At 61.8% G+C, this 23,316-nt stretch carries 35 protein-coding genes and 2 tRNA genes; all 37 read right to left on the reverse strand.

Features of this window, described 5'->3' with window-relative positions:
* Positions 1-124: 124 nt before the first annotated feature.
* The 37 genes from DES44_RS16815 to rpsL all read right to left on the reverse strand — a co-directional run bounded on the left by DES44_RS16815 (position 125) and on the right by rpsL (position 23,222).
* Positions 125-201: transfer RNA gene (locus tag DES44_RS16815), tRNA-Met, on the reverse strand.
* Positions 202-375: 174 nt separating this feature from the next.
* Positions 376-452: transfer RNA gene (locus DES44_RS16820), tRNA-Met, on the reverse strand.
* A 77-nt stretch (positions 453-529) separates the two neighbouring features.
* Positions 530-2,506 (reverse strand): protein-disulfide reductase DsbD, encoded by a 1,977-nt coding sequence (gene dsbD, locus DES44_RS16825; protein WP_083525271.1) that lies wholly within the window; start codon positions 2,504-2,506, stop codon positions 530-532.
* A 173-nt stretch (positions 2,507-2,679) separates the two neighbouring features.
* On the reverse strand, positions 2,680-3,069 hold the full coding sequence (gene rplQ, locus DES44_RS16830; RefSeq protein WP_058933620.1) for a 50S ribosomal protein L17: 390 nt from the start codon (positions 3,067-3,069) through the stop codon (positions 2,680-2,682).
* 95 nt (positions 3,070-3,164) lie between these two features.
* Entirely contained in the window at positions 3,165-4,157 is a 993-nt protein-coding gene (locus DES44_RS16835; RefSeq protein WP_058933619.1) for a DNA-directed RNA polymerase subunit alpha, read from the reverse strand.
* 153 nt (positions 4,158-4,310) lie between these two features.
* The gene (gene rpsD, locus DES44_RS16840) at positions 4,311-4,934 is read right to left on the reverse strand and encodes a 30S ribosomal protein S4 (RefSeq protein ID WP_058933618.1); all 624 of its coding nucleotides are present in this window, start codon (positions 4,932-4,934) and stop codon (positions 4,311-4,313) included.
* A gap of 272 nt (positions 4,935-5,206) precedes the next feature.
* Positions 5,207-5,611, reverse strand: a complete 405-nt coding sequence (gene rpsK, locus DES44_RS16845) for a 30S ribosomal protein S11 (RefSeq protein WP_056194196.1) — start codon at positions 5,609-5,611, stop codon at positions 5,207-5,209.
* A gap of 25 nt (positions 5,612-5,636) precedes the next feature.
* On the reverse strand, positions 5,637-6,002 hold the full coding sequence (gene rpsM / locus DES44_RS16850; protein ID WP_058933617.1) for a 30S ribosomal protein S13: 366 nt from the start codon (positions 6,000-6,002) through the stop codon (positions 5,637-5,639).
* A gap of 33 nt (positions 6,003-6,035) precedes the next feature.
* Positions 6,036-6,149 carry a 50S ribosomal protein L36 gene (gene rpmJ, locus DES44_RS16855; RefSeq protein ID WP_058933616.1) on the reverse strand — a complete coding sequence of 38 codons (114 nt, stop codon included), beginning with the start codon at positions 6,147-6,149 and terminating at the stop codon, positions 6,036-6,038.
* Positions 6,150-6,211: 62 nt separating this feature from the next.
* Entirely contained in the window at positions 6,212-6,430 is a 219-nt protein-coding gene (infA, locus tag DES44_RS16860) for a translation initiation factor IF-1 (RefSeq protein ID WP_009855680.1), read from the reverse strand.
* Positions 6,431-6,482: 52 nt separating this feature from the next.
* Positions 6,483-7,793 (reverse strand): preprotein translocase subunit SecY, encoded by a 1,311-nt coding sequence (gene secY / locus DES44_RS16865; protein ID WP_058933615.1) that lies wholly within the window; start codon positions 7,791-7,793, stop codon positions 6,483-6,485.
* A gap of 25 nt (positions 7,794-7,818) precedes the next feature.
* Positions 7,819-8,250: a 50S ribosomal protein L15 gene (gene rplO, locus DES44_RS16870; RefSeq protein WP_058933614.1), complete on the reverse strand. Its 432-nt coding sequence runs from the start codon at positions 8,248-8,250 to the stop codon at positions 7,819-7,821.
* A gap of 25 nt (positions 8,251-8,275) precedes the next feature.
* Positions 8,276-8,458: a 50S ribosomal protein L30 gene (gene rpmD / locus DES44_RS16875; protein WP_058933613.1), complete on the reverse strand. Its 183-nt coding sequence runs from the start codon at positions 8,456-8,458 to the stop codon at positions 8,276-8,278.
* Positions 8,459-8,474: 16 nt separating this feature from the next.
* Positions 8,475-8,993, reverse strand: a complete 519-nt coding sequence (gene rpsE, locus DES44_RS16880) for a 30S ribosomal protein S5 (protein ID WP_058933612.1) — start codon at positions 8,991-8,993, stop codon at positions 8,475-8,477.
* Between the two features lie 18 nt (positions 8,994-9,011).
* On the reverse strand, positions 9,012-9,371 hold the full coding sequence (rplR, locus tag DES44_RS16885; protein WP_058933611.1) for a 50S ribosomal protein L18: 360 nt from the start codon (positions 9,369-9,371) through the stop codon (positions 9,012-9,014).
* 11 nt (positions 9,372-9,382) lie between these two features.
* Positions 9,383-9,916, reverse strand: a complete 534-nt coding sequence (gene rplF, locus DES44_RS16890; RefSeq protein WP_058933610.1) for a 50S ribosomal protein L6 — start codon at positions 9,914-9,916, stop codon at positions 9,383-9,385.
* Positions 9,917-9,935: 19 nt separating this feature from the next.
* A complete protein-coding gene (gene rpsH, locus DES44_RS16895) occupies positions 9,936-10,331 on the reverse strand; it encodes a 30S ribosomal protein S8 (RefSeq protein WP_058933609.1) in 396 nt (131 codons plus the stop codon).
* 23 nt (positions 10,332-10,354) lie between these two features.
* Complete coding sequence (rpsN, locus tag DES44_RS16900) at positions 10,355-10,660, reverse strand: 30S ribosomal protein S14 (protein ID WP_058933608.1); 306 nt, start codon at positions 10,658-10,660, stop codon at positions 10,355-10,357.
* Positions 10,661-10,668: 8 nt separating this feature from the next.
* Positions 10,669-11,208 (reverse strand): 50S ribosomal protein L5, encoded by a 540-nt coding sequence (rplE, locus tag DES44_RS16905; RefSeq protein ID WP_058933607.1) that lies wholly within the window; start codon positions 11,206-11,208, stop codon positions 10,669-10,671.
* 10 nt (positions 11,209-11,218) lie between these two features.
* Positions 11,219-11,536, reverse strand: coding sequence for a 50S ribosomal protein L24 (gene rplX, locus DES44_RS16910; RefSeq protein ID WP_058933606.1), 318 nt, complete (start codon positions 11,534-11,536; stop codon positions 11,219-11,221).
* Positions 11,537-11,562: 26 nt separating this feature from the next.
* Positions 11,563-11,931 carry a 50S ribosomal protein L14 gene (gene rplN, locus DES44_RS16915; RefSeq protein ID WP_058933605.1) on the reverse strand — a complete coding sequence of 123 codons (369 nt, stop codon included), beginning with the start codon at positions 11,929-11,931 and terminating at the stop codon, positions 11,563-11,565.
* A gap of 427 nt (positions 11,932-12,358) precedes the next feature.
* Positions 12,359-12,868 (reverse strand): peroxiredoxin, encoded by a 510-nt coding sequence (locus tag DES44_RS16920; protein WP_058933604.1) that lies wholly within the window; start codon positions 12,866-12,868, stop codon positions 12,359-12,361.
* Positions 12,869-13,066: 198 nt separating this feature from the next.
* On the reverse strand, positions 13,067-13,336 hold the full coding sequence (rpsQ, locus tag DES44_RS16925) for a 30S ribosomal protein S17 (protein WP_058933603.1): 270 nt from the start codon (positions 13,334-13,336) through the stop codon (positions 13,067-13,069).
* The gene (rpmC, locus tag DES44_RS16930; RefSeq protein WP_058933602.1) at positions 13,333-13,530 is read right to left on the reverse strand and encodes a 50S ribosomal protein L29; all 198 of its coding nucleotides are present in this window, start codon (positions 13,528-13,530) and stop codon (positions 13,333-13,335) included. The genes rpsQ and rpmC overlap by 4 nt, the downstream gene beginning before the upstream one ends.
* A 13-nt stretch (positions 13,531-13,543) precedes the next feature.
* Positions 13,544-13,960 carry a 50S ribosomal protein L16 gene (gene rplP / locus DES44_RS16935; protein ID WP_058933601.1) on the reverse strand — a complete coding sequence of 139 codons (417 nt, stop codon included), beginning with the start codon at positions 13,958-13,960 and terminating at the stop codon, positions 13,544-13,546.
* 2 nt (positions 13,961-13,962) lie between these two features.
* Entirely contained in the window at positions 13,963-14,778 is an 816-nt protein-coding gene (rpsC, locus tag DES44_RS16940) for a 30S ribosomal protein S3 (RefSeq protein WP_058933600.1), read from the reverse strand.
* Between the two features lie 15 nt (positions 14,779-14,793).
* A complete protein-coding gene (rplV, locus tag DES44_RS16945; protein ID WP_058937144.1) occupies positions 14,794-15,123 on the reverse strand; it encodes a 50S ribosomal protein L22 in 330 nt (109 codons plus the stop codon).
* A gap of 11 nt (positions 15,124-15,134) precedes the next feature.
* Positions 15,135-15,413: a 30S ribosomal protein S19 gene (gene rpsS, locus DES44_RS16950; protein WP_058933599.1), complete on the reverse strand. Its 279-nt coding sequence runs from the start codon at positions 15,411-15,413 to the stop codon at positions 15,135-15,137.
* 13 nt (positions 15,414-15,426) lie between these two features.
* Entirely contained in the window at positions 15,427-16,251 is an 825-nt protein-coding gene (gene rplB / locus DES44_RS16955) for a 50S ribosomal protein L2 (RefSeq protein ID WP_058933598.1), read from the reverse strand.
* Positions 16,251-16,565, reverse strand: a complete 315-nt coding sequence (rplW, locus tag DES44_RS16960; protein ID WP_058933597.1) for a 50S ribosomal protein L23 — start codon at positions 16,563-16,565, stop codon at positions 16,251-16,253. The genes rplB and rplW overlap by 1 nt, the downstream gene beginning before the upstream one ends.
* The gene (gene rplD, locus DES44_RS16965) at positions 16,562-17,182 is read right to left on the reverse strand and encodes a 50S ribosomal protein L4 (protein WP_058933596.1); all 621 of its coding nucleotides are present in this window, start codon (positions 17,180-17,182) and stop codon (positions 16,562-16,564) included. Before rplD ends, rplW begins: the two co-directional genes overlap by 4 nt.
* Complete coding sequence (rplC, locus tag DES44_RS16970; protein ID WP_058933595.1) at positions 17,182-17,853, reverse strand: 50S ribosomal protein L3; 672 nt, start codon at positions 17,851-17,853, stop codon at positions 17,182-17,184. The genes rplD and rplC overlap by 1 nt, the downstream gene beginning before the upstream one ends.
* 336 nt (positions 17,854-18,189) lie before the next feature.
* A complete protein-coding gene (gene rpsJ, locus DES44_RS16975; protein ID WP_058933594.1) occupies positions 18,190-18,504 on the reverse strand; it encodes a 30S ribosomal protein S10 in 315 nt (104 codons plus the stop codon).
* A gap of 107 nt (positions 18,505-18,611) precedes the next feature.
* Positions 18,612-19,802 carry an elongation factor Tu gene (gene tuf / locus DES44_RS16980; RefSeq protein WP_058933581.1) on the reverse strand — a complete coding sequence of 397 codons (1,191 nt, stop codon included), beginning with the start codon at positions 19,800-19,802 and terminating at the stop codon, positions 18,612-18,614.
* A 239-nt stretch (positions 19,803-20,041) separates the two neighbouring features.
* Entirely contained in the window at positions 20,042-22,144 is a 2,103-nt protein-coding gene (fusA, locus tag DES44_RS16985) for an elongation factor G (RefSeq protein WP_058933593.1), read from the reverse strand.
* Positions 22,145-22,213: 69 nt separating this feature from the next.
* Positions 22,214-22,684 (reverse strand): 30S ribosomal protein S7, encoded by a 471-nt coding sequence (gene rpsG / locus DES44_RS16990; RefSeq protein ID WP_058933592.1) that lies wholly within the window; start codon positions 22,682-22,684, stop codon positions 22,214-22,216.
* Positions 22,685-22,844: 160 nt separating this feature from the next.
* On the reverse strand, positions 22,845-23,222 hold the full coding sequence (gene rpsL, locus DES44_RS16995; RefSeq protein WP_058933591.1) for a 30S ribosomal protein S12: 378 nt from the start codon (positions 23,220-23,222) through the stop codon (positions 22,845-22,847).
* Between the last annotated feature and the right edge of the window lie 94 nt (positions 23,223-23,316).

The raw sequence follows: 23,316 nt of genomic DNA on the forward strand, positions 1-23,316 counted from the left end.
GGCCGGATGCGGAGAGCGGAAGGCCATGGCGGGACCAAAACCGGTTGCAAGTCCAAGGCAAGTCCAAGGCAAGTCCAAGAAGCGAAAAAGCCGTTCCAACTTTCGTTGAAACGGCTTCTCACGTTGGTTGCGGGGGCAGGATTTGAACCTACGACCTTTGGGTTATGAGCCCAACGAGCTACCAGACTGCTCCACCCCGCGACTGTTCTGTCGCGTCGCCTGCTGATCACTGCGAATGAATCTATGAATGACCCATACAGTGGCAGACCACTTTGTTGAGGTTGGCCAGCTTGGCTTGTTAGCTTCGCTGCTTTCCTCAAGCCCTTCGATGCACGCAGCCTGCGCTGCAACACTTCTCGAAAGACCTCTGAATTCTGGTTGCGGGGGCAGGATTTGAACCTACGACCTTTGGGTTATGAGCCCAACGAGCTACCAGACTGCTCCACCCCGCGACTGAGAAGCGAGAGTCTAGCACGATTCCCGACTTCAGGGCGAATCTATACCGTCCCTTCGCAGGATTGTGCGAGGGTCAGCGAATGCCCGCGTCACTGAGTGACTGCAGGAAGCGCTCGGCCTTCTGGAATCCAATGACGCGCACCTGGGTGATCTCCTGACCTTGGGCATCGAAGAAGATCGTTCCGGGCGGTCCGAACAGACGGAAGCGCTTGAGCAGTTCGCGGTCAGCTTCGCTGTTGGCCGTGACGTCGGCCTTGAGCAGCAGCATGCCCCGGAGCTTGGCCTGTACCTGCGGATCGGTGAAGGTGTAGCGCTCCATCTCCTTGCAGGAGACGCACCAGTCCGCATAGAAGTCCAGCATGACCGGTTTGCCGGCGGTGCGCAGCGCTTCGTCGAGTTCGGCGACGGTGGTGACCTTTTGGAATGTCACCTCGGCACCAGTCGCGGTTGCTGCGGCCACTGCGCCCGGCAGCGTGCTGGCCGTGGCCGGCGATGCGCCCAGTGCAGCCCCCACGGCGAGTCCGGCCAGCGGCTTGAGCGGATCGGTCCCGCCGGCAGCCACGCCGACGAACTGAGCCAGTCCGAAGACGGCCGCCCCCACTGCGACGCTCTTGCGCAGCCAGGTCCGAGGCGCATGCGGCTCGGTCGCATGGAACAGGCCGAGCAAGCCCGCCAGCCCCATCAACCATGCGCCCCACAGGCCCTGCACCAGCACATGCGGCAGGATGGACTGGACGATCCACAGCGCGACGGCCAGCAGCAGCAGGCCGAAGAAATACTTCACCGAATCCATCCAGGCGCCTGCACGCGGCAGCAGTTCACCCGCCGACAGTCCGACCAGCAGCAGCGGCACACTCATGCCACAAGCCAGCGCATACAGTGCCCCTCCACCCAGTGCGACATTGCCGGTCTGTCCGATGTAGACCAGCAAGGTCGCGAGCGGCGCGGCCACACAGGGGCTCACGATGAGCGCCGACAAGGCGCCCATGACGAAAACGCTGGCGTAACGTCCGCCCGGCAGGCGCTGCGTGACGCCGGACACCCCGCTGGTGAAGCGGCTTGGCAGCTGCAGCTCATACACGCCAAACATCGACAGCGACAGCACCACCAGCAGCAGGCCGAACAACGCCAGCACCCAGGGCTTTTGCAGATAGGCCGCCAGGCCCCCACCAATCAGCGCGGCCGCCACCCCCAGCGCGGTGTAGACCAGCGCCATGCCCTGCGAGTAGGACAGCGCCAGCAGGAAGCCGCGGCGGCGTGACACCTGGCTGCCCTGCCCCACGATGATCGAGGACAGGATGGGCACCATGGGGAGCACACACGGCGTGAAGGACATCAGCACGCCCAGCAGGAAGGCCGCGGCAAGGGCGGCCTTGAGCTGACCGGACTCCAGCAGGCGCTGAAGGCCAGAGCCGTCGGCCAGGTCCAGGGCATCGGTGGTGTTGGCGCCCGCGCTCGATGTGCCAGCAGGGTTCGTACCAGCGCCGCCGCCGTTGCCGTCATCCTTCGCTGGGGAGGCAGCGACCGCCTCGGCCAGGCCAAAGCCACTCATCGCATTCTTCGCGGCGGAGATCTTCACGCTGCCGTCGCCACCAAATCCGCGCAGCCCCAGCATCAGGTCACTGCTCAGCGGCGGATAGCACAGCCCCTTGTCGGCACAGCCCTGCCCGGTCAGCACCAGATGCACCGGCGCATTCCCCGCGGCCGTAATGGGCACGTCCAGGGTGAGCCGCTCGCGGTAGGTTTCGACCTCCTTGTTGAAGGTCTCGTCGAATTTGCGCTTGGGCGTGGGCCATTGGATCGGGCCCAGCGTGCCGCCATCCAGCTCGAGCTTGAACTGGTCCCGGTACATGTAATAGCCGGGCGCGATGTCGAAACGAAGCCGCACCTGGCGGTCGCCCGTGAGTTCGACACTCAGCTTGAAGGCCTGTTCCGGATCCAGAAAGTCGTCCGCGCGCGCAGCCTGCGAGAAGCCCAAGCCCAGCATGAGGGCCAGCAGCGCCAAGGACAGCAGGCGGCGAAGCACCTGGTGGAGCGGAAGAAGAGTCATGAGAGCGGCCTTGGCACCCGCGTCAGTCGGGTCCACCAACAAGGAGGAAAAACGGGAAGCTTAGCGCGACGGCGCCCCACCATGGGTCAGCCCGGTGACGCCTGTGCGCTGGCAGATAAAGAAAAAGGCCAGCAGAGCTGGCCTTTTCAGGGTGCGTTTCAGCGGGCAGCTGCTTATTCAGCAGCGGCTTCGCCTTCGGTCGCTTCCGGACGATCCACCAGTTCCACGTAGGCCATCGGGGCGTTGTCGCCCACGCGGAAGCCCATCTTCAGGATACGGGTGTAGCCGCCCGGACGGGTGGCGAAACGGGGGCCCAGCTCGTTGAACAGCTTGCTGACGATGTCCCGGTCACGCAGGCGGTTGAACGCCAGACGACGGTTGGCCAGGGTGGGTTCCTTAGCCAGGGTGATCAGGGGCTCGACGACGCGACGCAGTTCCTTGGCCTTGGGCAAGGTGGTCTTGATCGCTTCGTGTTGCAGCAGGGACACTGCCATGTTGCGGAGCATCGCGGCGCGGTGCTCGCTGGTGCGGTTCAGCTTACGGAGGCCGTTACGGTGGCGCATGGTGCTTTCCTTTCCTTCAGTTATTGCCGGCAGCCGGATCAGGTACTGCCGGGGGCACCGGGCAGGGGCGCAGCGCCCTTGCCCTCATTCAAAAATCAACGCTTGTCGAGACCTTGCGGCGGCCAGTTCTCGAGACGCGAGCCCAGGGTCAGGCCGCGCGAAGCGAGCACTTCCTTGATCTCGTTGAGCGACTTGCGACCCAGGTTCGGGGTCTTGAGCAGCTCGGTCTCGGTGCGCTGGATCAGGTCACCGATGTAGTAGATGTTTTCGGCCTTCAGGCAGTTGGCCGAACGCACGGTCAGTTCGAGCTCGTCCACCGGGCGCAGCAGGATCGGATCGAAGCTGCTGGAGCGGGCGGCCGGGGCCTGGTCGAACGCGTCCACCAGATCGGTGCCTTGCAGCTGGGCGAACACGGCCAGTTGCTCCACCAGGATCTTGGCGGAAGCGCGGATGGCTTCCTCGGGAGAGATCGCACCGTTGGTTTCGATCTCCATGACCAGCTTGTCCAGGTCGGTGCGCTGTTCCACACGGGCGTTTTCCACGGCGTAGCTGACGCGCTTGACCGGGGAGAACGAAGCGTCGAGGACGATGCGGCCGATGGCCTTGGTCGGCTCGTCGCCATAACGGCGCATATTGCCGGGGACATAGCCGCGGCCCTTCTCAACCTTGATCTGCATGTCCAGCTTGCCGCCTTGCGACAGATGGGCGATGACATGCTCAGGGTTGATGATCTCGACGTCGTGCGGGGTCTGGATGTCAGCGGCGGTCACGGGACCTTCGCCTTCCTTGCGCAGGACCAGGGTCACTTCTTCGCGGTTGTGCAGGCGGAACACCACGCCCTTGAGGTTCAGCATGATGTGAACCACGTCTTCCTGCACGCCGTCGATGGCGGAGTACTCGTGGAGCACGCCTGCGATCGTCACTTCCGTCGGCGCATAACCCACCATCGAAGACAGCAGCACACGGCGCAGGGCGTTGCCCAGCGTGTGGCCATAGCCGCGTTCAAACGGCTCCAGGATCACCTTGGCGCGATGACCGCCCAGGGGCTCCACAGTGATGGATTTGGGTTTGAGCAGATTCGTTTGCATGAGGTCTTTCTTTCAATACCCTCGGTTCGTTACACCGATAAGGCTGAGGGACCAACCGGACCCACCCCACAACGGGCGGGCAAAGTCCGGACGAGGAAACGCCAAGCGGCCCCTACAGAACAATGTCTGGGCCGCTTGGCAGGCACGAAAGAATTAACGCGAGTACAACTCAACGATCAGCGATTCGTTGATCTCGGCGCCGAACTCGTCGCGATCCGGCGTCTTCTTGAACACGCCTTCCATCTTCGACACGTCCACGGCCACCCAGGCCGGCAGACCGATCGATTCGGCCAGCTTCAGGCTGTCCACGATGCGCAGCTGCTTCTTGGCCTTTTCGCGCACGGCGACGACGTCACCGGCCTTGACCAGGTAGGAAGCGATGTTCACGACTTCACCGTTCACGGTGATGCCCTTGTGCGACACGAGCTGACGTGCTTCAGCGCGGGTCGAGCCGAAGCCCATGCGGTAGACGACGTTGTCCAGGCGCGATTCCAGCAGGACCAGCAGGTTCACGCCGGTCGAGCCCTTGCGGCGCTCGGCTTCAGCGAAGTAGCGACGGAACTGGCGCTCCAGCACGCCGTACATGCGCTTGACCTTCTGCTTTTCGCGCAGTTGCAGACCGAAGTCCGAGGTGCGCTGGCCGGAAGTGCGGCCGTGTTGGCCAGGCTTGCTGTCGAACTTGGCCTTGTCGCTGATGGCGCGGCGGGCGCTCTTCAGGAACAGGTCGGTACCTTCACGGCGGGAGAGTTTGGCCTTCGGGCCGAGATAACGTGCCACTTTGCGTGTCCTTCATCAATCTGACGCGGCCTGGCCTGCCCGGCCTCGAAGGGCTCGGGTGGGCGCAAACTGCGCGAGTCTGGCCAACTGTTGTTCTGGGCTCAGACGGTGGGCTTCAAACTGAACGGAAGCACTTGGCCCGCATTCGCGTGCCAGGCGCATCAACTCAGCAAAACGGCCGACTGGCGCAAGGCACCAGCCGGCAGCATCGGAAAAGAGTCCGAAATTATGGCACCAAACCGACCGGTTCGGTGCACCTCAGCGCAACAGCCTTAGATACGGCGGCGCTTCTGAGGACGGCAGCCGTTGTGCGGCACCGGGGTCACGTCCGAGATCGAGTTGATCCGGATGCCCAGGGCAGCCAGCGCGCGAACCGACGACTCACGACCCGGGCCAGGGCCCTTGATCTTCACGTCCAGGTTCTTGATGCCTTGTTCTTGAGCAGCGCGGCCGGCCACTTCAGCAGCCACCTGGGCAGCGAAGGGGGTGGACTTGCGCGAGCCCTTGAAGCCCTGGCCGCCCGACGAGGCCCAGGACAGCGCACCACCCTGACGATCGGTGATCGTGATGATGGTGTTGTTGAAAGAAGCGTGAACGTGGGCGATGCCGTCGGCAACGTTCTTCCGAACCTTCTTGCGAACGCGCTGGGCAGCCGAGTTATTGGGTGCTTTTGCCATGGTGAGCTTTCTTCAGTTGCCGCGATTACTTCTTGCCAGTAGCCGCCGACTTGCGCGGACCCTTGCGGGTACGGGCATTCGTGCGGGTACGCTGACCGCGAACCGGCAGGCCACGGCGATGGCGGAAGCCACGATAGCAACCCAGGTCCATCAGACGCTTGATGTTGATGGACATCTCGCGACGCAGGTCGCCTTCAATGGTCATGCGGCCCACTTCCTCACGAATCTTTTCCAGATCGGAGTCAGTCAGGTCCTTGACCTTCTTGTCAAACGGAATGCCGCAAGTGGTGCAGATCTTCTGCGCGGTCGTACGGCCAATGCCGTAGATCGAGGTCAGACCGATCTCCGTGTGCTTGTGCGGCGGAATGTTGATACCAGCAATACGTGCCATTTGCGTCCTCTAATTCGCTTGCGGTGTTGCCAATCAGCCTTGACGCTGCTTGTGGCGCGGATCGGTACAGATCACACGCACCACGCCATTGCGACGGATGATCTTGCAATTGCGGCACATCTTCTTGACGGATGCCGAAACTTTCATGGTCTGCTCCTTGACCTAACTTTTCGCTCAATCAGCGTTGATCCGGGGGGTTGCTGTAAAGCTCACTTCGCCCGGAACACGATGCGAGCACGACTCAAATCGTACGGTGTCAATTCCACAGTCACTTTGTCACCGGGAAGGATGCGGATGTAGTGCATGCGCATCTTTCCGGAGATGTGACCGAGAACGACATGACCGTTCTCCAACTTGACGCGAAAGGTTGCATTGGGGAGGTTTTCAAGAATCTCACCCTGCATTTGAATGACGTCGTCTTTCGCCATACCTTCGAAACTTGCTGGATAGGGTCGGTGTTAATTTCTGGGGCCCAGCGGCTCAGTTGGCTTTGAAACTTGCCTTCTTGAGCAGCGACTCGTACTGCTGGCTCATCACGTAGGACTGGACCTGGGCCCAGAAGTCCATCGTGACGACCACGATGATCAGCAGCGAGGTGCCACCAAAATAGAACGGTACGTTGTACTTCAGGGTCAGGAACTCAGGCAGCAGGCACACGCCGGTGATGTACACCGCACCTGCCAGCGTCAGCCGGGACAGGATCTTGTCGATGTGCCGGGCCGTCTGGTCACCTGGACGGATACCGGGGATGAACGCGCCGCTCTTCTTCAGGTTGTCTGCAGTCTCACGGCTGTTGAACACCAGCGCCGTGTAGAAGAAGCAGAAGAAGACGATCGCTGCCGAGTACAGCATCACGTAGATGGGACGACCCGGACGGAGTTCGTCCGAGATGTCCTTCAGCCAACGCATGCTGTCACCGGTGGCGAACCAGCTGACCAGGGTGGTGGGCAGCAGGATGATCGACGACGCGAAGATCGGCGGAATCACGCCAGACATGTTCAGCTTCAGCGGCAGATGGGAGCTGGTCCCACCGTACACCTTGTTCCCGACCTGGCGCTTCGCGTAGTTGACCAGGATCTTGCGCTGGCCACGCTCCACGAACACCACCAGGAAGGTCACGGCGCCGATGATCGCGATCACGATGAGGCACGAGAAGATGCTCATCGAACCGGTACGCACCAGCTCCAGCAGACCGCCCACAGCACCCGGCAGACCCGCGGCGATACCGCCGAAGATCAGGATGGAGATGCCGTTGCCCAGACCGCGCTCGGTGATCTGCTCACCCAGCCACATCAGGAACATCGTGCCGGCCACCAGGCTGGTCACGGTGGTGAGACGGAAGCCGAAGCCCGGGCTCAGCACCAGACCCTGGGAGCTCTCCAGAGCGAACGCGATGCTCAGGCTCTGGAAGATCGCCAGGCCGAGCGTCCCGTAACGGGTGTACTGCGTGATCTTGCGGCGACCCGCCTCGCCTTCCTTCTTCAGCGCTTCCAGGCTCGGCACCACATACGTCATCAACTGCATGACGATGGAGGCCGAGATGTAGGGCATGATGCCCAGCGCGAAGACGGTAAAGCGCGACAGCGCACCGCCCGAGAACATGTTGAACAGGCTCAGGATCCCGCCCTGCTGACCCTTGAAGAGCTGCTGCAGCTGGGTCGGATCGATGCCCGGCACCGGGATATGCGCCCCGATGCGGTACACGACCAACGCCAGCAACAGGAACACGAGCCGGCGACGCAGGTCACCGAACTTGCCGCTCTTGGCCAACTGGGATGCGTTGCTTGCCACTGTTGCCTAGTCCTGTTGACGCCGATTAAGCGACGGTGCCGCCGGCTGCCTCGATGGCAGCCTTGGCCCCTGCAGTCGCGCCGATGCCCTTGAGGGACACCTTGCGGCTGATTTCGCCCGACTTGATGACCTTGACCGTCTTGGCCAGCTCCGACACCAGGCCCACGGCCTTGAGCGTCAGCAGGTCGATCTCTTCGGACGTCAGCGCGTGCAGTTCCGACAGGGTCACTTCAGCGTTGTAGGGACGAGCCAGGGACTTGAAGCCACGCTTGGGCAGGCGACGCTGCAGCGGCATCTGGCCGCCTTCGAAGCCGACCTTGTGGAAGCCACCAGCACGCGACTTCTGACCCTTGTGGCCACGGCCTGCGGTCTTGCCCAGACCGGAGCCGATGCCACGGCCCACGCGACGCTTGGCGTGCTTGGCACCAGCGGCAGGCTTGATGGTATTGAGTTGCATCTTCTTTCCTCGATTCGCGCGGCGCTTACAGCACCTGCACGAGGTAGGCGATCTTGTTGATCATGCCGCGCACTGCGGGCGTGTCTTCCAGCGTGCGAGTGCTGTTGAGCTTGCGAAGGCCCAGGCCAGTCACGGTGGCACGGTGGGAGGCACGGCAACCGATAGGGCTGCGCACCAGCTTGACCGTCAGAGTTTTCTTGTCAGACATCTCGATCTCCCGGCGATCAGTTGAAGATCTCTTCAACAGTCTTGCCGCGCTTGGCCGCCACTTCGGCGGGCGTGGAGCAGCGCTTGAGCGCGTCCAGCGTGGCACGAACCATGTTGTACGGGTTGGTCGAACCGTGGCTCTTGGTCACGATGTCGGTCACGCCCATCACTTCGAACACGGCGCGCATCGGGCCGCCGGCGATCACGCCGGTACCAGCGGGAGCCGGAGCCATGATCACGTGTGCTGCACCGTGCTCACCCACCACGTTGTGCTGGATGGTGCCGTTGCGCAGCTGCACCTTGATCATGTTGCGACGAGCAGATTCCATCGCCTTTTGCACGGCCACGGGCACTTCCTTGGCCTTGCCCTTGCCCATACCGATGCGACCGTCGCCGTCACCGACCACCGTCAGCGCTGCGAAGGACAGCGTGCGGCCGCCCTTCACCACCTTGGTGACGCGGTTGACCGCAATCATCTTTTCCTTCAGGCCGTCGTCGTTGCCTTCGGTCTGAGCGCGGGGTTGAAACTTTGCCATTTCCTAATCCTTTGTGCGTCAGAACTGCAGGCCAGCCTCGCGAGCGGCTTCTGCCAGGGCCTTGACACGGCCGTGGTAGGCGAAACCAGCGCGATCGAAAGCCACCTTCTCGACGCCGGCAGCCTTCGCCTTCTCGGCGATACGCTTGCCGATCAGCGTGGCAGCGGCCACGTTGCCACCCTTGCCAGCGAGTTGGGCGCGGACGTCCTTCTCGGCGGTCGAGGCGCTGGCCAGCACGCGCTGACCGTCCTCGGAGATGACCGAAGCGTAGATGTGCAGGTTCGAGCGGAAGACCGTCAGACGGGCCACGCGCTGCAGCGCAATGCGGGCACGCGTTTGACGCGAACGACGCAGGCGTTGTTCCTTCTTGTTCAGCATGGCGCGGCTCCTTACTTCTTCTTGGTCTCTTTGAGAGAGACCTTTTCGTCGGCGTAACGGATGCCCTTGCCCTTGTAAGGCTCCGGCGGACGGATGGCGCGCACTTCAGCTGCCAACTGGCCGACCACTTGGCGATCCGCGCCCTTGATCAAGATTTCGGTCTGGGTCGGGCATTCCACCTTGATGCCGGCGGGCATGTCCTTCACAACCGGGTGCGAGAAGCCGATCTGCAGGTTCAGCTTCTGACCTTGAGCCTGGGCACGGAAGCCCACGCCAACCAGGTTCAGCTTCTTTTCGAAGCCCTTGCTGACACCGTTGACCATGTTGGCCAGCAGCGCACGCATCGTGCCGCTCATCGCATCGGCTTCAGCCGATTCGTTGGTCGGGACGAAGGTCAGCTTGCCACCTTCCGACTTCACCGTGACCAGAGGGTTCACGGCCACGAACAGGGTACCTTGGGTACCCTTGACGCTGATCTTCTCAGCAGCGATCGTCACTTCCACGCCTTGCGGGACGACGACCGGCATTTTTCCAACGCGGGACATTGTCTGTCTCTCCTTGCGCTTAGGCGACGTAGCAAAGCACTTCGCCGCCGACACCGGCTTGACGTGCCTTGCGGTCAGTCATCACACCCTTGGGCGTGGTGACGATCGCCACACCCAGGCCATTCATGACCTGAGGAATGTCGTGGCGGCCCTTGTAGATGCGCAGGCCAGGACGGCTCACGCGCTCGATGCGCTCGATCACCGGGCGACCGGCGTAATACTTCAGCGCAATTTCGAGCTCGGGGCGGGCGGCATCGCCACGCACCGCGAAATCGTCGATATAGCCTTCATCCTTCAGGACCTTGGCGATCGCGACCTTCAGCTTGGAGGAAGGCATCACGACGCTGGCCTTCTCAACGCTTTGGGCGTTGCGAATGCGGGTCAGCATATCGGCGATAGGATCACTCATGCTCATACGAAATCTCCTAAACCTGCCGATTACCAGCTGGCCTTGACGACACCGGGGATGTCGCCCTTGAAGGCCAGCTCACGAATCTTGTTACGTGCCAGGCCGAACTTGCGGAAGGTGCCACGGGGGCGACCGGTCAGCTCGCAGCGGTTGCGCTGGCGGGTGGGGTTGGCGTTGCGAGGCAGCTTCTGCAGCTCCAGGCGGGCGAGGTAGCGCTCTTCATCCGACTTCTTGCTGTCGTTGATGATGGCCTTCAGTTCCTCGTACTTCTTGGCGTACTTGGCGACCAGTTGGGCGCGCTTCAGCTCACGTTGCTTGATCGAGAGTTTTGCCACAAGTCACCTCAGTTCTTGAACGGGAACTTGAACGCAGCCAGCAGAGCCTTGGCTTCGTCGTCCGTCTTGGCGGTCGTCGTGATGCTGATGTTCAGACCACGCAGAGCATCCACCTTGTCGTATTCGATTTCGGGGAAGATGATCTGTTCTTTGACGCCGATGTTGTAGTTGCCACGTCCATCGAACGAGCGACCGGAGATACCACGGAAGTCACGCACGCGCGGCAGGGCCACGGTCACGAAACGGTCCAGGAATTCGTACATCTGTGCGCCGCGCAGGGTCACCATGCAGCCGATGGGCACGCCGTCACGGATCTTGAAGCCGGCAATCGCCTTCTTCGACTTCGTGACCACGGGCTTCTGGCCGGCGATCTTGGTCAGGTCGCCCACGGCGTGGTCCATGACCTTCTTGTCGGCAACAGCCTCGCTCACGCCCATGTTCAGGGTGATCTTGGTGATGCGCGGCACTTCCATCACGGACTTGTACCCGAACTTCTCGGTCAGGCTGGGCACGACCTTTTCGCGATAAAACGCTTGCAAACGAGCCATGTCTAACCTCTTAAGCCTTGATCTCTTCGCCGGTCGACTTGAACACGCGCACCCGCTTGCCGTCGGCGCCGAGCTTGATGCCCACGCGATCGGCCTTGCCGGAGGCGGCGTTGAAGATCGCCACGTTGGATTGATGGATGGGCATGGCCTTGTCGACGATGCCACCAGTCGTGCCCTTCATGGGGTTGGGCTTGACATGCTTCTTGACGATGTTGATGCCGTCGACCACCACGTGGTCTTCATCAACGCGCAGCGTCACGGTGCCGCGCTTACCTTTGTCGCGGCCGGTCAGAACGATGACCTCGTCGCCTTTGCGGATCTTGTTCATTGGCAATACCTTTGTCTGTGCGAGGCTTACAGCACCTCAGGCGCCAGCGACACGATCTTCATGAAGCGCTCGGTACGCAGTTCACGCGTGACCGGGCCGAAGATACGGGTGCCGATGGGCTCCAGCTTGGCGTTCAGCAGCACGGCGGCATTGCCGTCGAACTTGACCAGGGAGCCGTCTTGACGGCGAACGCCCTTGGCCGTGCGAACCACCACCGCGTTGTAAACCTCGCCTTTTTTGACGCGGCCGCGCGGAGCAGCTTCTTTGATGCTGACCTTGATGATGTCGCCAATATGGGCATAACGGCGCTTGGAACCACCCAGCACCTTGATGCACATGACGGACTTGGCGCCAGTGTTGTCCGCGACGTCGAGTCGCGATTGCATTTGGATCATGTCTGTCCCCAACTTTTCCCGTTCAGGCAACTGCGACCATCGCAGCCATCCAGAGCGGTCAGTCTTGGGCCCGTAAGCCATTCACCTGTCGCTTGATGCCGCGACCCGCGCCTGGCCTGCTTGGGCAAGAAACCGAGAACCGAAGTAAGCACAGTGTTTGTCAGCGTTGGAGGGGCCTTGTGAAGACCCTGACTGGCAAACCCCGCACTGTGGATTGATTTGGCTTTTCCGCCCTTCTCAGCAGCACTGGCCAACCGTCTTGTTGGCTAGGCTCCTGCATCCGGATGCAGCAAGCAAAATCGCACTTCGGCGAAGCAGCGGATTATGCCTGGGGCATTCTCCGCGTGTCAACCCAAGGCGTTGCGGCGAACCTCATCGCCCCGGGTCTTTGGCATCGGCATGACGCCGATGCCGGATGAATCGTGACTTACTGCGCCTTGGCCTGCGCCAGCAGGGTCGCCGCGTCGCTGACTTCGAACTTGCCAGGGGCTTCGATGTTCAGCGTCTTCACCACACCGTCGTTCACCAGCATGGAATAACGCTGCGAACGCAGACCCATGCCGCGGGCGGCCAGGTCCAGCGTCAGGCCGGTCGCCTGTGTGAAGGTGGCGCTGCCGTCGGCCATCATGCGGACCTTGCCGGCGGTCTTCTGATCGCGGCCCCAGGCGCCCATCACGAACGCGTCGTTCACCGACACGCACCAGATCTCATCCACGCCTGCCGCCTTGAAGTCCTCCGCAGCCGCCACATAGCCCGGCACATGCTGGGCCGAGCAGGTCGGCGTGAAGGCGCCAGGCAGCGCGAAGATGGCAATGGTCTTGCCGGCGGTGAGCTTCTGGATGTCGAAGGTGTTCGGACCCAGCGAGCAGCCCTCGCCTTCCACTTCAATGAATTCCTGCAGGCTGCCTGCGGGCAGATGGTCGCCAACTTTCAACATGGTTCTCTCCTTGGAAGCAAGGCCGCGATCATGCCCGGTCCCGCAAGACCGATCCAGATCGAGGCCAAAGAAAAAGGCTGGACACCGGTCACCCGGCATTCCAACCTCTTCATGTCATCGGAGCCGCACAGTCACGCCCCGAGGATTCACTGCCTTAAATCCCGAAAGAATCAGGCAGCGAAGTTCAGGCAGCGCAGATCAGACCAGCTGAGCCTTCTCGACCAGGCGGGTCACCACCCAGCTCTTGGTCTTGGACAGCGGACGGCCTTCGGCGATCTCGACCACGTCACCCATCTTGTACTCGCCCTTTTCGTCATGGGCGTGGTACTTGCGGGAACGAGCGACGATCTTGCCATACAGCTCGTGCTTGGCACGGCGCTCCACCAGCACGGTCACGGTCTTGGCGCGCTTGTCGCTGACGACGCGACCGACCAGGGTGCGGGTGTTCTTTTCTTGAGCTTGCGTCATTTCGCGGCTCCCTTCTTCTCGGCCAGGATGGTCTTGGCGCGGGCGATGTCACGACGCGTCTTGCCCAGCACCGAGGTGTCGGACAGTTGTTGCGTCGCCTTTTGCATGCGCAGACCGAAGTGAGCCTTCAGCAGATCGGTGACTTCCTTTTCCAGGGCAGCCACGTCCTTGGCGCGCAGTTCAGATGCTTTCATGGGTTTTCTCCAATCAGGCGCCGAGCTGGCGGGTCACGAAGGTGCAACGCAGCGGCAGCTTTGCAGAGGCCAGCGTGAATGCTTCGCGAGCCAGAGCTTCAGGCACGCCGTTGATCTCGTAGAGCACCTTGCCGGGCTGGATCTCAGCCACGTAGTACTCCGGGTTGCCCTTACCGTTACCCATACGGACTTCGGCAGGCTTCTGCGAGATCGGCTTGTCCGGGAAGATGCGGATGAAGATACGGCCACCGCGCTTGATATGGCGCGAGATGGCACGACGGGCCGCTTCGATCTGACGAGCCGTGATACGGCCGCGTTCGGTGGCCTTCAGGCCGAAGTCACCGAAAGCAACGGTAGCGCCGCGAGTCGCCACACCGGTGTTACGACCCTTTTGCTCCTTGCGGTATTTGCGACGAGCAGGTTGCAGCATGTTTATTCTCCTTTGGCGTCACCAGCGGCGGGCTTGCGCACCACACGCTTGGCTGCCGGCTTGGCATCGCCACCTTCGGCGGGCTTGTCGCCACGGCCACGGCCACCCGGGGCACCCGGACGAGCGTTGCGACGCGGACGACGATCGTCTTCAGCACCAGCGGGGGTGTTGATCACGGGAGCCTCGCCATTGGCCAGGCGGTCACCGCGGTACACCCACACCTTCACGCCGATGACGCCGTAGGTGGTCTTGGCTTCGGAGAAGCCGTAGTCGATGTCAGCCTTCAGGGTGTGCAGGGGCACACGGCCTTCACGGTACCACTCGGTACGAGCGATTTCGATACCGTTCAGACGGCCGGCGGACATGATCTTGATGCCCTGGGCGCCCAGACGCATCGCGTTCTGCATCGCGCGCTTCATGGCGCGGCGGAACATGATGCGCTTTTCGAGCTGCTGGGTGATCGAGTCGGCGATCAGCTGGGCATCGATTTCAGGCTTGCGCACTTCTTCGATGTTCACAGCGACGGGCACGCCCAGACGCTTGGCCAGCTCGGCCTTCAGGTTCTCGATGTCCTCGCCCTTCTTGCCGATCACCACGCCCGGACGTGCCGAGTAAATGGTGATGCGAGCGTTCTTGGCCGGACGCTCGATCAGGATGCGCGACACGGCGGCGTTCTTCAGCTTGGCCTTCAGGAAGTCGCGCACTTGCAGATCTTCGGCCAGCATGCTGGCGAAGTTCTGGTTGTTCGCGTACCAGCGCGACGCCCAGTTACGGGTGACGGGCAGGCGGAAGCCAGTCGGATGAATTTTCTGTCCCATAGTCTTCCTTCAGGCTCAGTTGCCGACGGTCACGTAGATGTGGCAGGTCGGCTTGCTGATGCGGTTGCCGCGGCCCTTGGCGCGAGCCGAGAAGCGCTTCAGCGTCGTGCCTTGCTCCACATAGATCGAAGTGACCTTCAGCTCGTCAATGTCGGCACCGTCGTTGTGCTCGGCATTGGCGATGGCCGATTCCAGCGCCTTCTTGATGATCAGCGCGGCCTTCTTCTGGGTGAATTCCAGGATGTTCAGCGCTTGATCCACCTTCTTGCCGCGGATCAGGTCCGCCACGAGGCGGCCCTTATCAAACGACAGGCGGACGCCACGAACGATTGCTTTGGTTTCCATCGTCGCCATCCTTACTTCTTCCCGGCCTTCTTGTCGGCCGGGTGGCCCTTGAAGGTGCGGGTCAGTGCGAATTCGCCCAGCTTGTGGCCGACCATCTGGTCAGACACATAGACCGGCACGTGCTGCTTGCCGTTGTGCACGGCGATCGTCAGACCGATGAACTCGGGCAGGATCGTCGAGCGACGCGACCAGGTCTTGATGGGCTTCTTGTCCTTGATGGCAACAGCCTTGTCGACCTTGGCCATCAGGTGATGGTCCACGAAGGGACCCTTCTTGAGGGAACGAGCCATGGTGGTCTACCCCTTACTTCTTGCGACGCGAAACGATGAACGTCTGCGTGCGCTTGTTGTTACGAGTGCGGTAGCCCTTCGTCAGGGTGTTCCACGGCGACACAGGCGCCTGGCCTTCACCCGTACGACCCTCACCACCACCGTGCGGGTGGTCGACCGGGTTCATGGCGGTACCACGCACGGTCGGGCGGATACCCTTCCAGCGGATGGCGCCGGCCTTGCCGTACTGACGCAGGCTGTGCTCTTCGTTGCTCACTTCACCGATGGTGGCGCGGCAGTCGATATGGACACGGCGGACTTCACCCGAACGCAGGCGGATCTGGGCGTAAGCACCGTCACGCGCCATCAGCACCACGGAGGCACCGGCGGAGCGAGCGATCTGAGCACCCTTGCCCGGCAGCATTTCCACGCAGTGGATCGTCGAACCCACGGGGATGTTGCGGATGGGCAGCGTGTTGCCGACCTTGATCGGGGCTTCCGAGCCGCTCAGGATGGACGTGCCGACTTCCAGGTTGCGCGGGGCGATGATGTAGCGACGTTCGCCGTCGGCATAGCACACCAGAGCGATGTGGGCCGTACGGTTGGGGTCGTACTCGATACGCTCGACCTTGGCCGGGATGCCGTCCTTGTTGCGACGGAAGTCCACCACACGGTAGTGGTGCTTGTGACCACCGCCCTTGTGGCGCATCGTGATGTGACCGTTGTTGTTACGGCCAGAGTTCTGCTTTTGGGGCTCGAGCAGCGAAGCTTCGGGAGCGCCCTTGTGCAGGTGCTTGTGCACCACCTTCACCACGCCACGACGGCCAGGCGAAGTCGGCTTGACTTTAACGACGGCCATTACGCAGCCTCCCCGGAGAAGTTGAGCTCTTGGCCCGCCTTCAGCGACACATACGCCTTCTTGACGTGGTCGCGACGGCCCAGACGGCCACCAAAGCGCTTGGTCTTGCCCTTCTGGTTCACGACGTTCACTGCTTCGACTTCGACCTTGAACATCAGTTCAACGGCGGCCTTGATTTCAGGCTTGGTCGCGTCGCGCAGGACCTTGAACAGGACTTGGTTGTGCTTTTCGCCGGCAGCCGTGGCCTTTTCGGACACGATCGGGGCGAGCAGCACCTTGGCCAGACGGCCTTCAGCAAACTTGGGCGCGCTCATGCCAGCATCTCCTTCAGTTGCTCGATCGCAGCCTTGGTCACCAGCACCTTCTTGTAGAAGACCAGCGACAGCGGATCGACATAGCGCGGCTCGACCACCAGCACGTTGGCCAGGTTGCGCGAGGCCAGCAGCAGGTTGTCGTCCACGGAGTCGGAGATCACCATGACGTGATCCAGACCCATGCCCTTGAGCTTGGCAGCCAGCAGCTTGGTCTTGGGGGCGTCGATCGAGATCGAGTCCACCACGGCCAGGCGGCCTTCGCGGGCCAGCTGCGACAAGATGGCAGCCATACCAGCGCGGTACATCTTCTTGTTCAGCTTGTGCGAGAAGTTCTCGTCAGGCTTGTTCGGGAAGATGCGACCGCCCCCACGCCACAGCGGGGAGGAGGTCATACCGGCACGGGCGTTACCAGTGCCCTTCTGACGGAACGGCTTCTTCGTCGAGTGACGAACTTCAGCACGGGTCAGCTGGGCGCGGGTGCCTTGACGGGCGTTGGCTTGATAAGCGACGACGACCTGGTGCACCAGGGCTTCGTTGTAATCACGTGCGAACAGGGTGTCCGGAGCGTCCACTTTGGAAGTGGCCTGGCCCTGCTCATTCAGGAGCTCGAGCTGCATCAGTTAGCTCCTTTCTTGACCTTGACCTTGACGGCGGGACGGATCACAACGAATCCTTCCTTCGCGCCAGGAACGGCACCGCGCACGAACACCAGTTGGCGCGCTTCGTCGATACGGACCACGTCCAGGTTCTGGACGGTCACGGTGACGTCGCCGAGGTGGCCGGACATCTTCTTGCCGGGGAACACACGGCCCGGATCCTGGGCCATCGAGATCGAGCCGGGCACATTGTGCGAGCGGCTGTTACCGTGCGAGGCACGTTGCGATCCGAAGTTGTGACGCTTGATGGTGCCGGTGAAGCCCTTACCGATCGACGTGCCTTGCACGTCCACCTTCTGGCCTTCAGCGAACAGGGTCACCGGAACGGTACCGCCAGCCTTGTATTCGGCGGCGATGTCCGCGGCGACGCGGAATTCCTTCAGGATTTCGCCAGCTTCGACGCCAGCCTTGGCGAGGTGACCCGCTTCAGGCTTCGTGACGCGGGACGCCTTGCGGGCGCCGTAGGTCACCTGGATGGCGCTGTAGCCGTCGGTTTCTTCGGTCTTGACCTGGGTCACACGGTTGTTGGACACATCCAGCACGGTCACGGGGACGGTATCACCGTCGACCGTGTACACACGCATCATGCCCACCTTGCGGCCCAGCAATCCGAGACGATTGCTAAGACTCATGGTTTTCTCCTGACCTCAAGCGCTTCCTGCGGAGACACCGCCGTTTGCGCCAGAAATCATTTCACGCACCCCGACATCGGTTGGCCGGGGCTGACAAGCATCGCTCTCAAGCGGTGACCTGGGTAAAGGCCATGGACGCTGCTTTTGAATCGATGCGACGACACCGCACAGGCAAATGCCTATGCGGAAAAGCTGGCGAGTATAGCGCCCGTTGCCCCGTTGCCGCAAGTTGCGGCAGTGGGCTTATGACGCATCGGGCCAATAAAAAAGGCGACCCGAAGGTCGCCTTGAGTGCAGGAGCCTGGGGGCCAGAGGCCACCCTGCCCTGCATCCGCATCACTGCAGCTTGATTTCAACGTCCACGCCGGCCGGCAGGTCCAGCTTCATCAGCGCGTCAACCGTCTTGTCGGTCGGGTCGATGATGTCCATCAGACGCTGGTGGGTACGGATCTCAAACTGGTCGCGCGAGGTCTTGTTGACGTGCGGCGAACGCAGGATGTCGAAACGTTCCTTGCGGGTGGGCAGCGGCACGGGGCCGCGCACGATGGCGCCGGTACGCTTGGCGGTATCCACGATTTCCAGAGCCGACTGGTCGATCAGCTTGTAGTCGAAGGCCTTGAGGCGGATACGGATCTTTTGCTTGGTAGACATGTCTATTCCTTCAAAGAGCGACGCAAGGCCTAAAGAGGCATTGCGGAAGAGCTGGTGTCAACATCGGCCAGCCGGGATGCGGCCGACCGATGCCGTCAGCAAAAGATTTACTCGATGATGGTGGCCACGACGCCCGAGCCGACGGTACGACCGCCTTCACGGATGGCGAAGCGCAGACCTTCTTCCATGGCGATCGGAGCGATCAGCTTCACGGTGATGCTGACGTTGTCGCCAGGCATGACCATTTCCTTGTCCTTCGGCAGCTCCACGGCACCGGTCACGTCCGTCGTGCGGAAGTAGAACTGGGGACGGTAGTTGTTGAAGAACGGGGTGTGACGGCCGCCTTCTTCCTTGCTCAGAACGTAGATCTCAGCAGTGAAGTGGGTGTGCGGCTTGATCGTGCCCGGCTTGGCCAGCACTTGGCCGCGCTCGACGTCTTCACGCTTGGTGCCGCGCAGCAGGATACCGACGTTGTCGCCAGCCTGACCTTGGTCCAGCAGCTTGCGGAACATTTCCACGCCGGTGACGGTGGTCTTTTGCAGATCACGGATACCGACGATTTCGATTTCCTCGCCGACCTTGATGATGCCGCGCTCAACACGACCGGTCACCACGGTGCCACGGCCCGAGATCGAGAACACGTCTTCCACCGGCAGCAGGAAAGCGCCGTCCACAGCGCGCTCAGGCGTGGGGATGTAGCTGTCCAGTGCATCGGCCAGACGCATGATGGCCTGCTCGCCCAGGTCGCCCTTGTCGCCTTCCAGCGCCAGCTTGGCCGAACCCTTGATGATGGGGGTGTCGTCGCCCGGGAAGTCGTACTTGCTCAGCAGCTCGCGGACTTCCATTTCCACCAGCTCCAGCAGCTCGGCGTCGTCCACCATGTCGCACTTGTTCAGGAACACGATGATGTACTTCACGCCCACCTGACGCGCCAGCAGGATGTGCTCGCGGGTCTGGGGCATCGGGCCGTCAGCGGCCGAGCACACCAGAATCGCGCCGTCCATCTGGGCAGCGCCGGTGATCATGTTCTTCACATAGTCAGCGTGGCCGGGGCAGTCAACGTGCGCGTAGTGGCGGTTGGCCGTCTCGTATTCCACGTGAGCGGTGTTGATCGTGATGCCGCGGGCCTTTTCTTCGGGAGCCGCGTCGATCTGGTCGTAGGCCTTGGCTTCGCCGCCAAACTTCGAGGCCAGCACGGTTGCGATCGCAGCCGTCAGGGTGGTCTTGCCGTGGTCAACGTGACCAATGGTGCCCACGTTCACGTGCGGCTTGGTCCGTTCAAACTTGCCTTTTGCCATTTCAATTCTCCAAAAAGAGCATCTATCCAGTCTATTGGTTTAGCGTTTCCGTTGCGGTCAAAACCCCTGGCGGCTGGCAACCAGGCAACCCCAACGAAGACGATTCTGAAAAACGAAGTCCCCCGCAAGCGGCCGGCCCCTAGGGCCCGGCCTCCTCCAGCAGAGCCGGTGGACTGGCTCTGCCAGTCCACTCGGCTCGCCCCCTTGAGGGGGCCGCCGAAGGCGGTAGGGGGTGGGCCTTACTTGGCTCGTGCGGTGACGATGGCGTCTGCAACGTTCTTCGGAGCTTCAGCGTAGTGCTTGAACTCCATCGTGTACGTTGCACGGCCTTGCGTGGCGGAACGCAGCGAGGTCGAGTAGCCGAACATTTCCGACAGCGGCACTTCGGCCTTGATGACCTTGCCACCGCCGACCATGTCATCCATGCCTTGCACCATGCCGCGACGCGAAGACAGATCGCCCATCACGGTACCAGCATAGTCTTCCGGCGTTTCGACTTCCACGGCCATCATCGGCTCGAGGATGACCGGGCTGGCGCGACGGCAGGCTTCCTTGAAGCCCATCGAAGCGGCCATCTTGAACGCGTTTTCGTTCGAGTCCACATCGTGGTACGAACCGAAGGTCAGCGTGACCTTCACGTCCACGACCGGGTAGCCCGCCAGCACGCCGTTCGGCAGGGTGTCGATGACGCCCTTTTCCACCGCCGGGATGTACTCGCGAGGCACCACACCGCCCTTGATGGCGTCCACGAACTCGAAGCCCTTGCCGGGTTCCTGGGGTTCGACGGTCAGCACCACGTGGCCGTACTGGCCCTTACCACCGGACTGACGCACGAACTTGCCTTCGACGTCGGTGGCGGTCTTGCGGATGGTTTCGCGGTAGGCCACTTGCGGCTTGCCGACGTTGGCTTCAACGCTGAACTCGCGCTTCATGCGGTCCACGATGATTTCCAGGTGCAGCTCGCCCATGCCGGAGATGATGGTCTGGCCGGATTCTTCGTCGGTACGCACGCGGAACGACGGATCTTCTGCAGCCAGACGACCCAGGGCCAGGCCCATCTTTTCCTGGTCGGCCTTGGTCTTGGGTTCCACGGCCTGCGAGATCACGGGCTCGGGGAAGACCATCTTTTCCAGGGTGATGACGGCTTCCGGATCGCACAGCGTCTCACCGGTGGTCACTTCCTTCAGGCCCACGCAAGCGGCGATGTCGCCGGCCAGAATTTCCTTGATTTCTTCACGCTGGTTGGCGTGCATCTGCAGGATCCGGCCGATACGTTCCTTCTTGCCCTTGATCGGGTTGTAGACGGTCGAGCCGGATTGCAGCACGCCCGAGTACACGCGAACGAAGGTCAGCTGGCCGACGAACGGGTCGGTCATCAGCTTGAAGGCCAGAGCGGCGAACTTTTCGCTGTCGTCAGCCTTGCGGGTGACTTCCTTGTCGTCTTCGTCCGTGCCGGAGACCGGGGGGATGTCCACCGGGGAGGGCAGGAAGTCGATGACGGCGTCCAGCATGCGCTGCACGCCCTTGTTCTTGAAGGCGGTGCCGCACAGCATCGGCTGGATCTCGGTGGCGATCGTGCGGGTGCGCAGGGCCAGCTTGATTTCAGCTTCGGTCAGTTCGCCGGACTCGAGGTACTTGTTCATCAGATCTTCGCTGGCTTCGGCAGCCGCTTCGATCATCTTCTCGCGCCATTCGTTCGCGGTCGCCACGAGGTCGGCCGGGATGTCCTGGTACTCGAACTTCATGCCTTGCGAGGCCTCGTCCCAGATGATGGCCTTCATCTTGAGCAGGTCCACCACGCCCTTGAAGTTTTCTTCGGCGCCGATGGGGATCACGATGGGCACCGGGTTGGCCTTCAGGCGGGTCTTCATCTGGTCAACGACCTTGAAGAAGTTTGCGCCGGTACGGTCCATCTTGTTGACGAACGCGAGGCGGGGCACCTTGTACTTGTTGGCCTGGCGCCAGACGGTTTCCGACTGGGGCTGCACGCCACCCACGGCGCAGTACACCATGCAGGCGCCGTCCAGGACGCGCATGGAACGCTCCACCTCGATGGTGAAGTCCACGTGCCCGGGGGTGTCGATGATGTTGAAACGATGCTCGGGGTAGGACATGTCCATGCCCTTCCAGAAGCAGGTCGTCGCGGCCGACGTGATGGTGATGCCGCGCTCTTGCTCCTGTTCCATCCAGTCCATCGTGGCGGCGCCGTCGTGCACCTCACCGATCTTGTGGTTCACACCGGTGTAGAACAGGATACGTTCGGTCGTCGTGGTCTTGCCGGCATCGATGTGCGCGGAGATACCGATGTTGCGGTAGCGCTCGATGGGGGTCTTGCGGGACATGGTGTCACTCCAAATGCATGGAGCCGCCAGCGGGTTGGTAAAAACCCGAGGCGGCCAGGAAGGTCTTGTTTAGAAACGGAAGTGCGAGAACGCCTTGTTGGCGTCGGCCATGCGGTGCACTTCGTCGCGCTTCTTCATCGCGCCACCGCGGCCTTCAGCGGCTTCCAGCAGTTCGTTGGCCAGACGTTGGGCCATCGACTTTTCGCCGCGCTTGCGTGCCGATTCCTTGAGCCAGCGCATAGCCAGAGCCATACGGCGGACGGGGCGAACTTCCACGGGAACTTGGTAGTTCGCACCGCCGACACGACGGGACTTCACTTCGACCATGGGCTTCACGTTGTTCAGCGCGATCATGAACACTTCCAGCGGATCTTTGCCGGACTTGTTCTCGACCTGTTCCAGGGCGCCATAGATGATGCGCTCTGCGACGGCCTTCTTGCCCGATTCCATGATGACGTTCATGAACTTGGACAGATCAACGCTGCCGAACTTGGGATCGGGCAGGATTTCGCGCTTGGGTACTTCGCGACGACGTGGCATGGGAGTCTTCCTTCAATGCTTCAGTTGGCGGGCTTTCGCCTGCCGCGGATCGCCACCACCAGTTGGGGGGATCCACTTACTCGGTCGGTGCACATGCACCTGAACCGCAACAATTTGGTGACCGGAGTCCTGGGACCTCGGCAGCCAAAACCTGGGCTGATTAGGCCTTCTTCGGACGCTTCGCGCCGTACTTGGAACGCGATTGCTTGCGGTCCTTCACGCCCTGCAGGTCCAGAGAACCGCGGACGATGTGGTAGCGCACACCGGGCAAGTCCTTGACACGGCCGCCGCGCACGAGCACGACGCTGTGTTCTTGCAGGTTGTGGCCTTCACCGCCGATGTACGAGATGACCTCGAAACCGTTGGTCAGGCGCACCTTGGCCACCTTACGAAGTGCCGAGTTCGGCTTCTTCGGGGTGGTGGTGTACACGCGGGTGCAGACGCCACGGCGCTGCGGGCACGACTGCATAGCCGGCGACTTGGATTTCGTCACCTCGGTCTCACGACCGTGGCGAACGAGCTGATTGATGGTTGGCATAAGTAACTTGTTCCCGTTTGAAGTCACATCTCCAGCGCGACCGAGATACACGTCCAGCACACGCCAAGCGCATGCAAAACGTCTATCGAACGCG

This window comes from Roseateles depolymerans (assembly GCF_003387155.1).
GTDB lineage: Bacteria > Pseudomonadota > Gammaproteobacteria > Burkholderiales > Burkholderiaceae_C > Roseateles > Roseateles depolymerans.

Excerpts from the sequence above, each read along its gene's own strand:
- rplX (WP_058933606.1), bottom strand. The coding sequence starts at position 11,536 with ATGAACAAGATCCGCAAAGGCGACGAGGTCATCGTTCTGACCGGCCGC.
- tuf (WP_058933581.1), bottom strand. The coding sequence starts at position 19,802 with ATGGCAAAAGGCAAGTTTGAACGGACCAAGCCGCACGTGAACGTGGGC.
- rplP (WP_058933601.1), bottom strand. The coding sequence starts at position 13,960 with ATGCTGCAACCTGCTCGTCGCAAATACCGCAAGGAGCAAAAGGGTCGT.
- rpsJ (WP_058933594.1), bottom strand. The coding sequence starts at position 18,504 with ATGTCTACCAAGCAAAAGATCCGTATCCGCCTCAAGGCCTTCGACTAC.
- rpsM (WP_058933617.1), bottom strand. The coding sequence starts at position 6,002 with ATGGCACGTATTGCTGGTATCAACATTCCGCCGCACAAGCACACGGAG.
- rplF (WP_058933610.1), bottom strand. The coding sequence starts at position 9,916 with ATGTCCCGCGTTGGAAAAATGCCGGTCGTCGTCCCGCAAGGCGTGGAA.
- rplQ (WP_058933620.1), bottom strand. The coding sequence starts at position 3,069 with ATGCGCCACCGTAACGGCCTCCGTAAGCTGAACCGCACCAGCGAGCAC.
- rpsK (WP_056194196.1), bottom strand. The coding sequence starts at position 5,611 with ATGGCAAAAGCACCCAATAACTCGGCTGCCCAGCGCGTTCGCAAGAAG.
- rplB (WP_058933598.1), bottom strand. The coding sequence starts at position 16,251 with ATGGCCGTCGTTAAAGTCAAGCCGACTTCGCCTGGCCGTCGTGGCGTG.
- rpsE (WP_058933612.1), bottom strand. The coding sequence starts at position 8,993 with ATGGCAAAGTTTCAACCCCGCGCTCAGACCGAAGGCAACGACGACGGC.
- rpsQ (WP_058933603.1), bottom strand. The coding sequence starts at position 13,336 with ATGACGCAAGCTCAAGAAAAGAACACCCGCACCCTGGTCGGTCGCGTC.
- rplD (WP_058933596.1), bottom strand. The coding sequence starts at position 17,182 with ATGCAGCTCGAGCTCCTGAATGAGCAGGGCCAGGCCACTTCCAAAGTG.
- rpmJ (WP_058933616.1), bottom strand. The coding sequence starts at position 6,149 with ATGAAAGTTTCGGCATCCGTCAAGAAGATGTGCCGCAATTGCAAGATC.
- rplV (WP_058937144.1), bottom strand. The coding sequence starts at position 15,123 with ATGGAAACCAAAGCAATCGTTCGTGGCGTCCGCCTGTCGTTTGATAAG.
- rplE (WP_058933607.1), bottom strand. The coding sequence starts at position 11,208 with ATGGCTCGTTTGCAAGCGTTTTATCGCGAAAAGGTCGTGCCCAGCCTG.
- rpmD (WP_058933613.1), bottom strand. The coding sequence starts at position 8,458 with ATGTCTGACAAGAAAACTCTGACGGTCAAGCTGGTGCGCAGCCCTATC.
- infA (WP_009855680.1), bottom strand. The coding sequence starts at position 6,430 with ATGGCGAAAGACGACGTCATTCAAATGCAGGGTGAGATTCTTGAAAAC.
- rpmC (WP_058933602.1), bottom strand. The coding sequence starts at position 13,530 with ATGAAAGCATCTGAACTGCGCGCCAAGGACGTGGCTGCCCTGGAAAAG.
- rpsC (WP_058933600.1), bottom strand. The coding sequence starts at position 14,778 with ATGGGACAGAAAATTCATCCGACTGGCTTCCGCCTGCCCGTCACCCGT.
- rplO (WP_058933614.1), bottom strand. The coding sequence starts at position 8,250 with ATGCAACTCAATACCATCAAGCCTGCCGCTGGTGCCAAGCACGCCAAG.
- rpsS (WP_058933599.1), bottom strand. The coding sequence starts at position 15,413 with ATGGCTCGTTCCCTCAAGAAGGGTCCCTTCGTGGACCATCACCTGATG.
- dsbD (WP_083525271.1), bottom strand. The coding sequence starts at position 2,506 with ATGACTCTTCTTCCGCTCCACCAGGTGCTTCGCCGCCTGCTGTCCTTG.
- rpsL (WP_058933591.1), bottom strand. The coding sequence starts at position 23,222 with ATGCCAACCATCAATCAGCTCGTTCGCCACGGTCGTGAGACCGAGGTG.
- rplC (WP_058933595.1), bottom strand. The coding sequence starts at position 17,853 with ATGAGTCTTAGCAATCGTCTCGGATTGCTGGGCCGCAAGGTGGGCATG.
- rpsH (WP_058933609.1), bottom strand. The coding sequence starts at position 10,331 with ATGAGCATGAGTGATCCTATCGCCGATATGCTGACCCGCATTCGCAAC.
- rpsG (WP_058933592.1), bottom strand. The coding sequence starts at position 22,684 with ATGCCACGTCGTCGCGAAGTACCCAAGCGCGAAATCCTGCCCGATCCC.
- DES44_RS16920 (WP_058933604.1), bottom strand. The coding sequence starts at position 12,868 with ATGTTGAAAGTTGGCGACCATCTGCCCGCAGGCAGCCTGCAGGAATTC.
- fusA (WP_058933593.1), bottom strand. The coding sequence starts at position 22,144 with ATGTCCCGCAAGACCCCCATCGAGCGCTACCGCAACATCGGTATCTCC.
- rplR (WP_058933611.1), bottom strand. The coding sequence starts at position 9,371 with ATGCTGAACAAGAAGGAACAACGCCTGCGTCGTTCGCGTCAAACGCGT.
- rplW (WP_058933597.1), bottom strand. The coding sequence starts at position 16,565 with ATGAGCGCGCCCAAGTTTGCTGAAGGCCGTCTGGCCAAGGTGCTGCTC.
- DES44_RS16835 (WP_058933619.1), bottom strand. The coding sequence starts at position 4,157 with ATGCAAACGAATCTGCTCAAACCCAAATCCATCACTGTGGAGCCCCTG.
- rplN (WP_058933605.1), bottom strand. The coding sequence starts at position 11,931 with ATGATCCAAATGCAATCGCGACTCGACGTCGCGGACAACACTGGCGCC.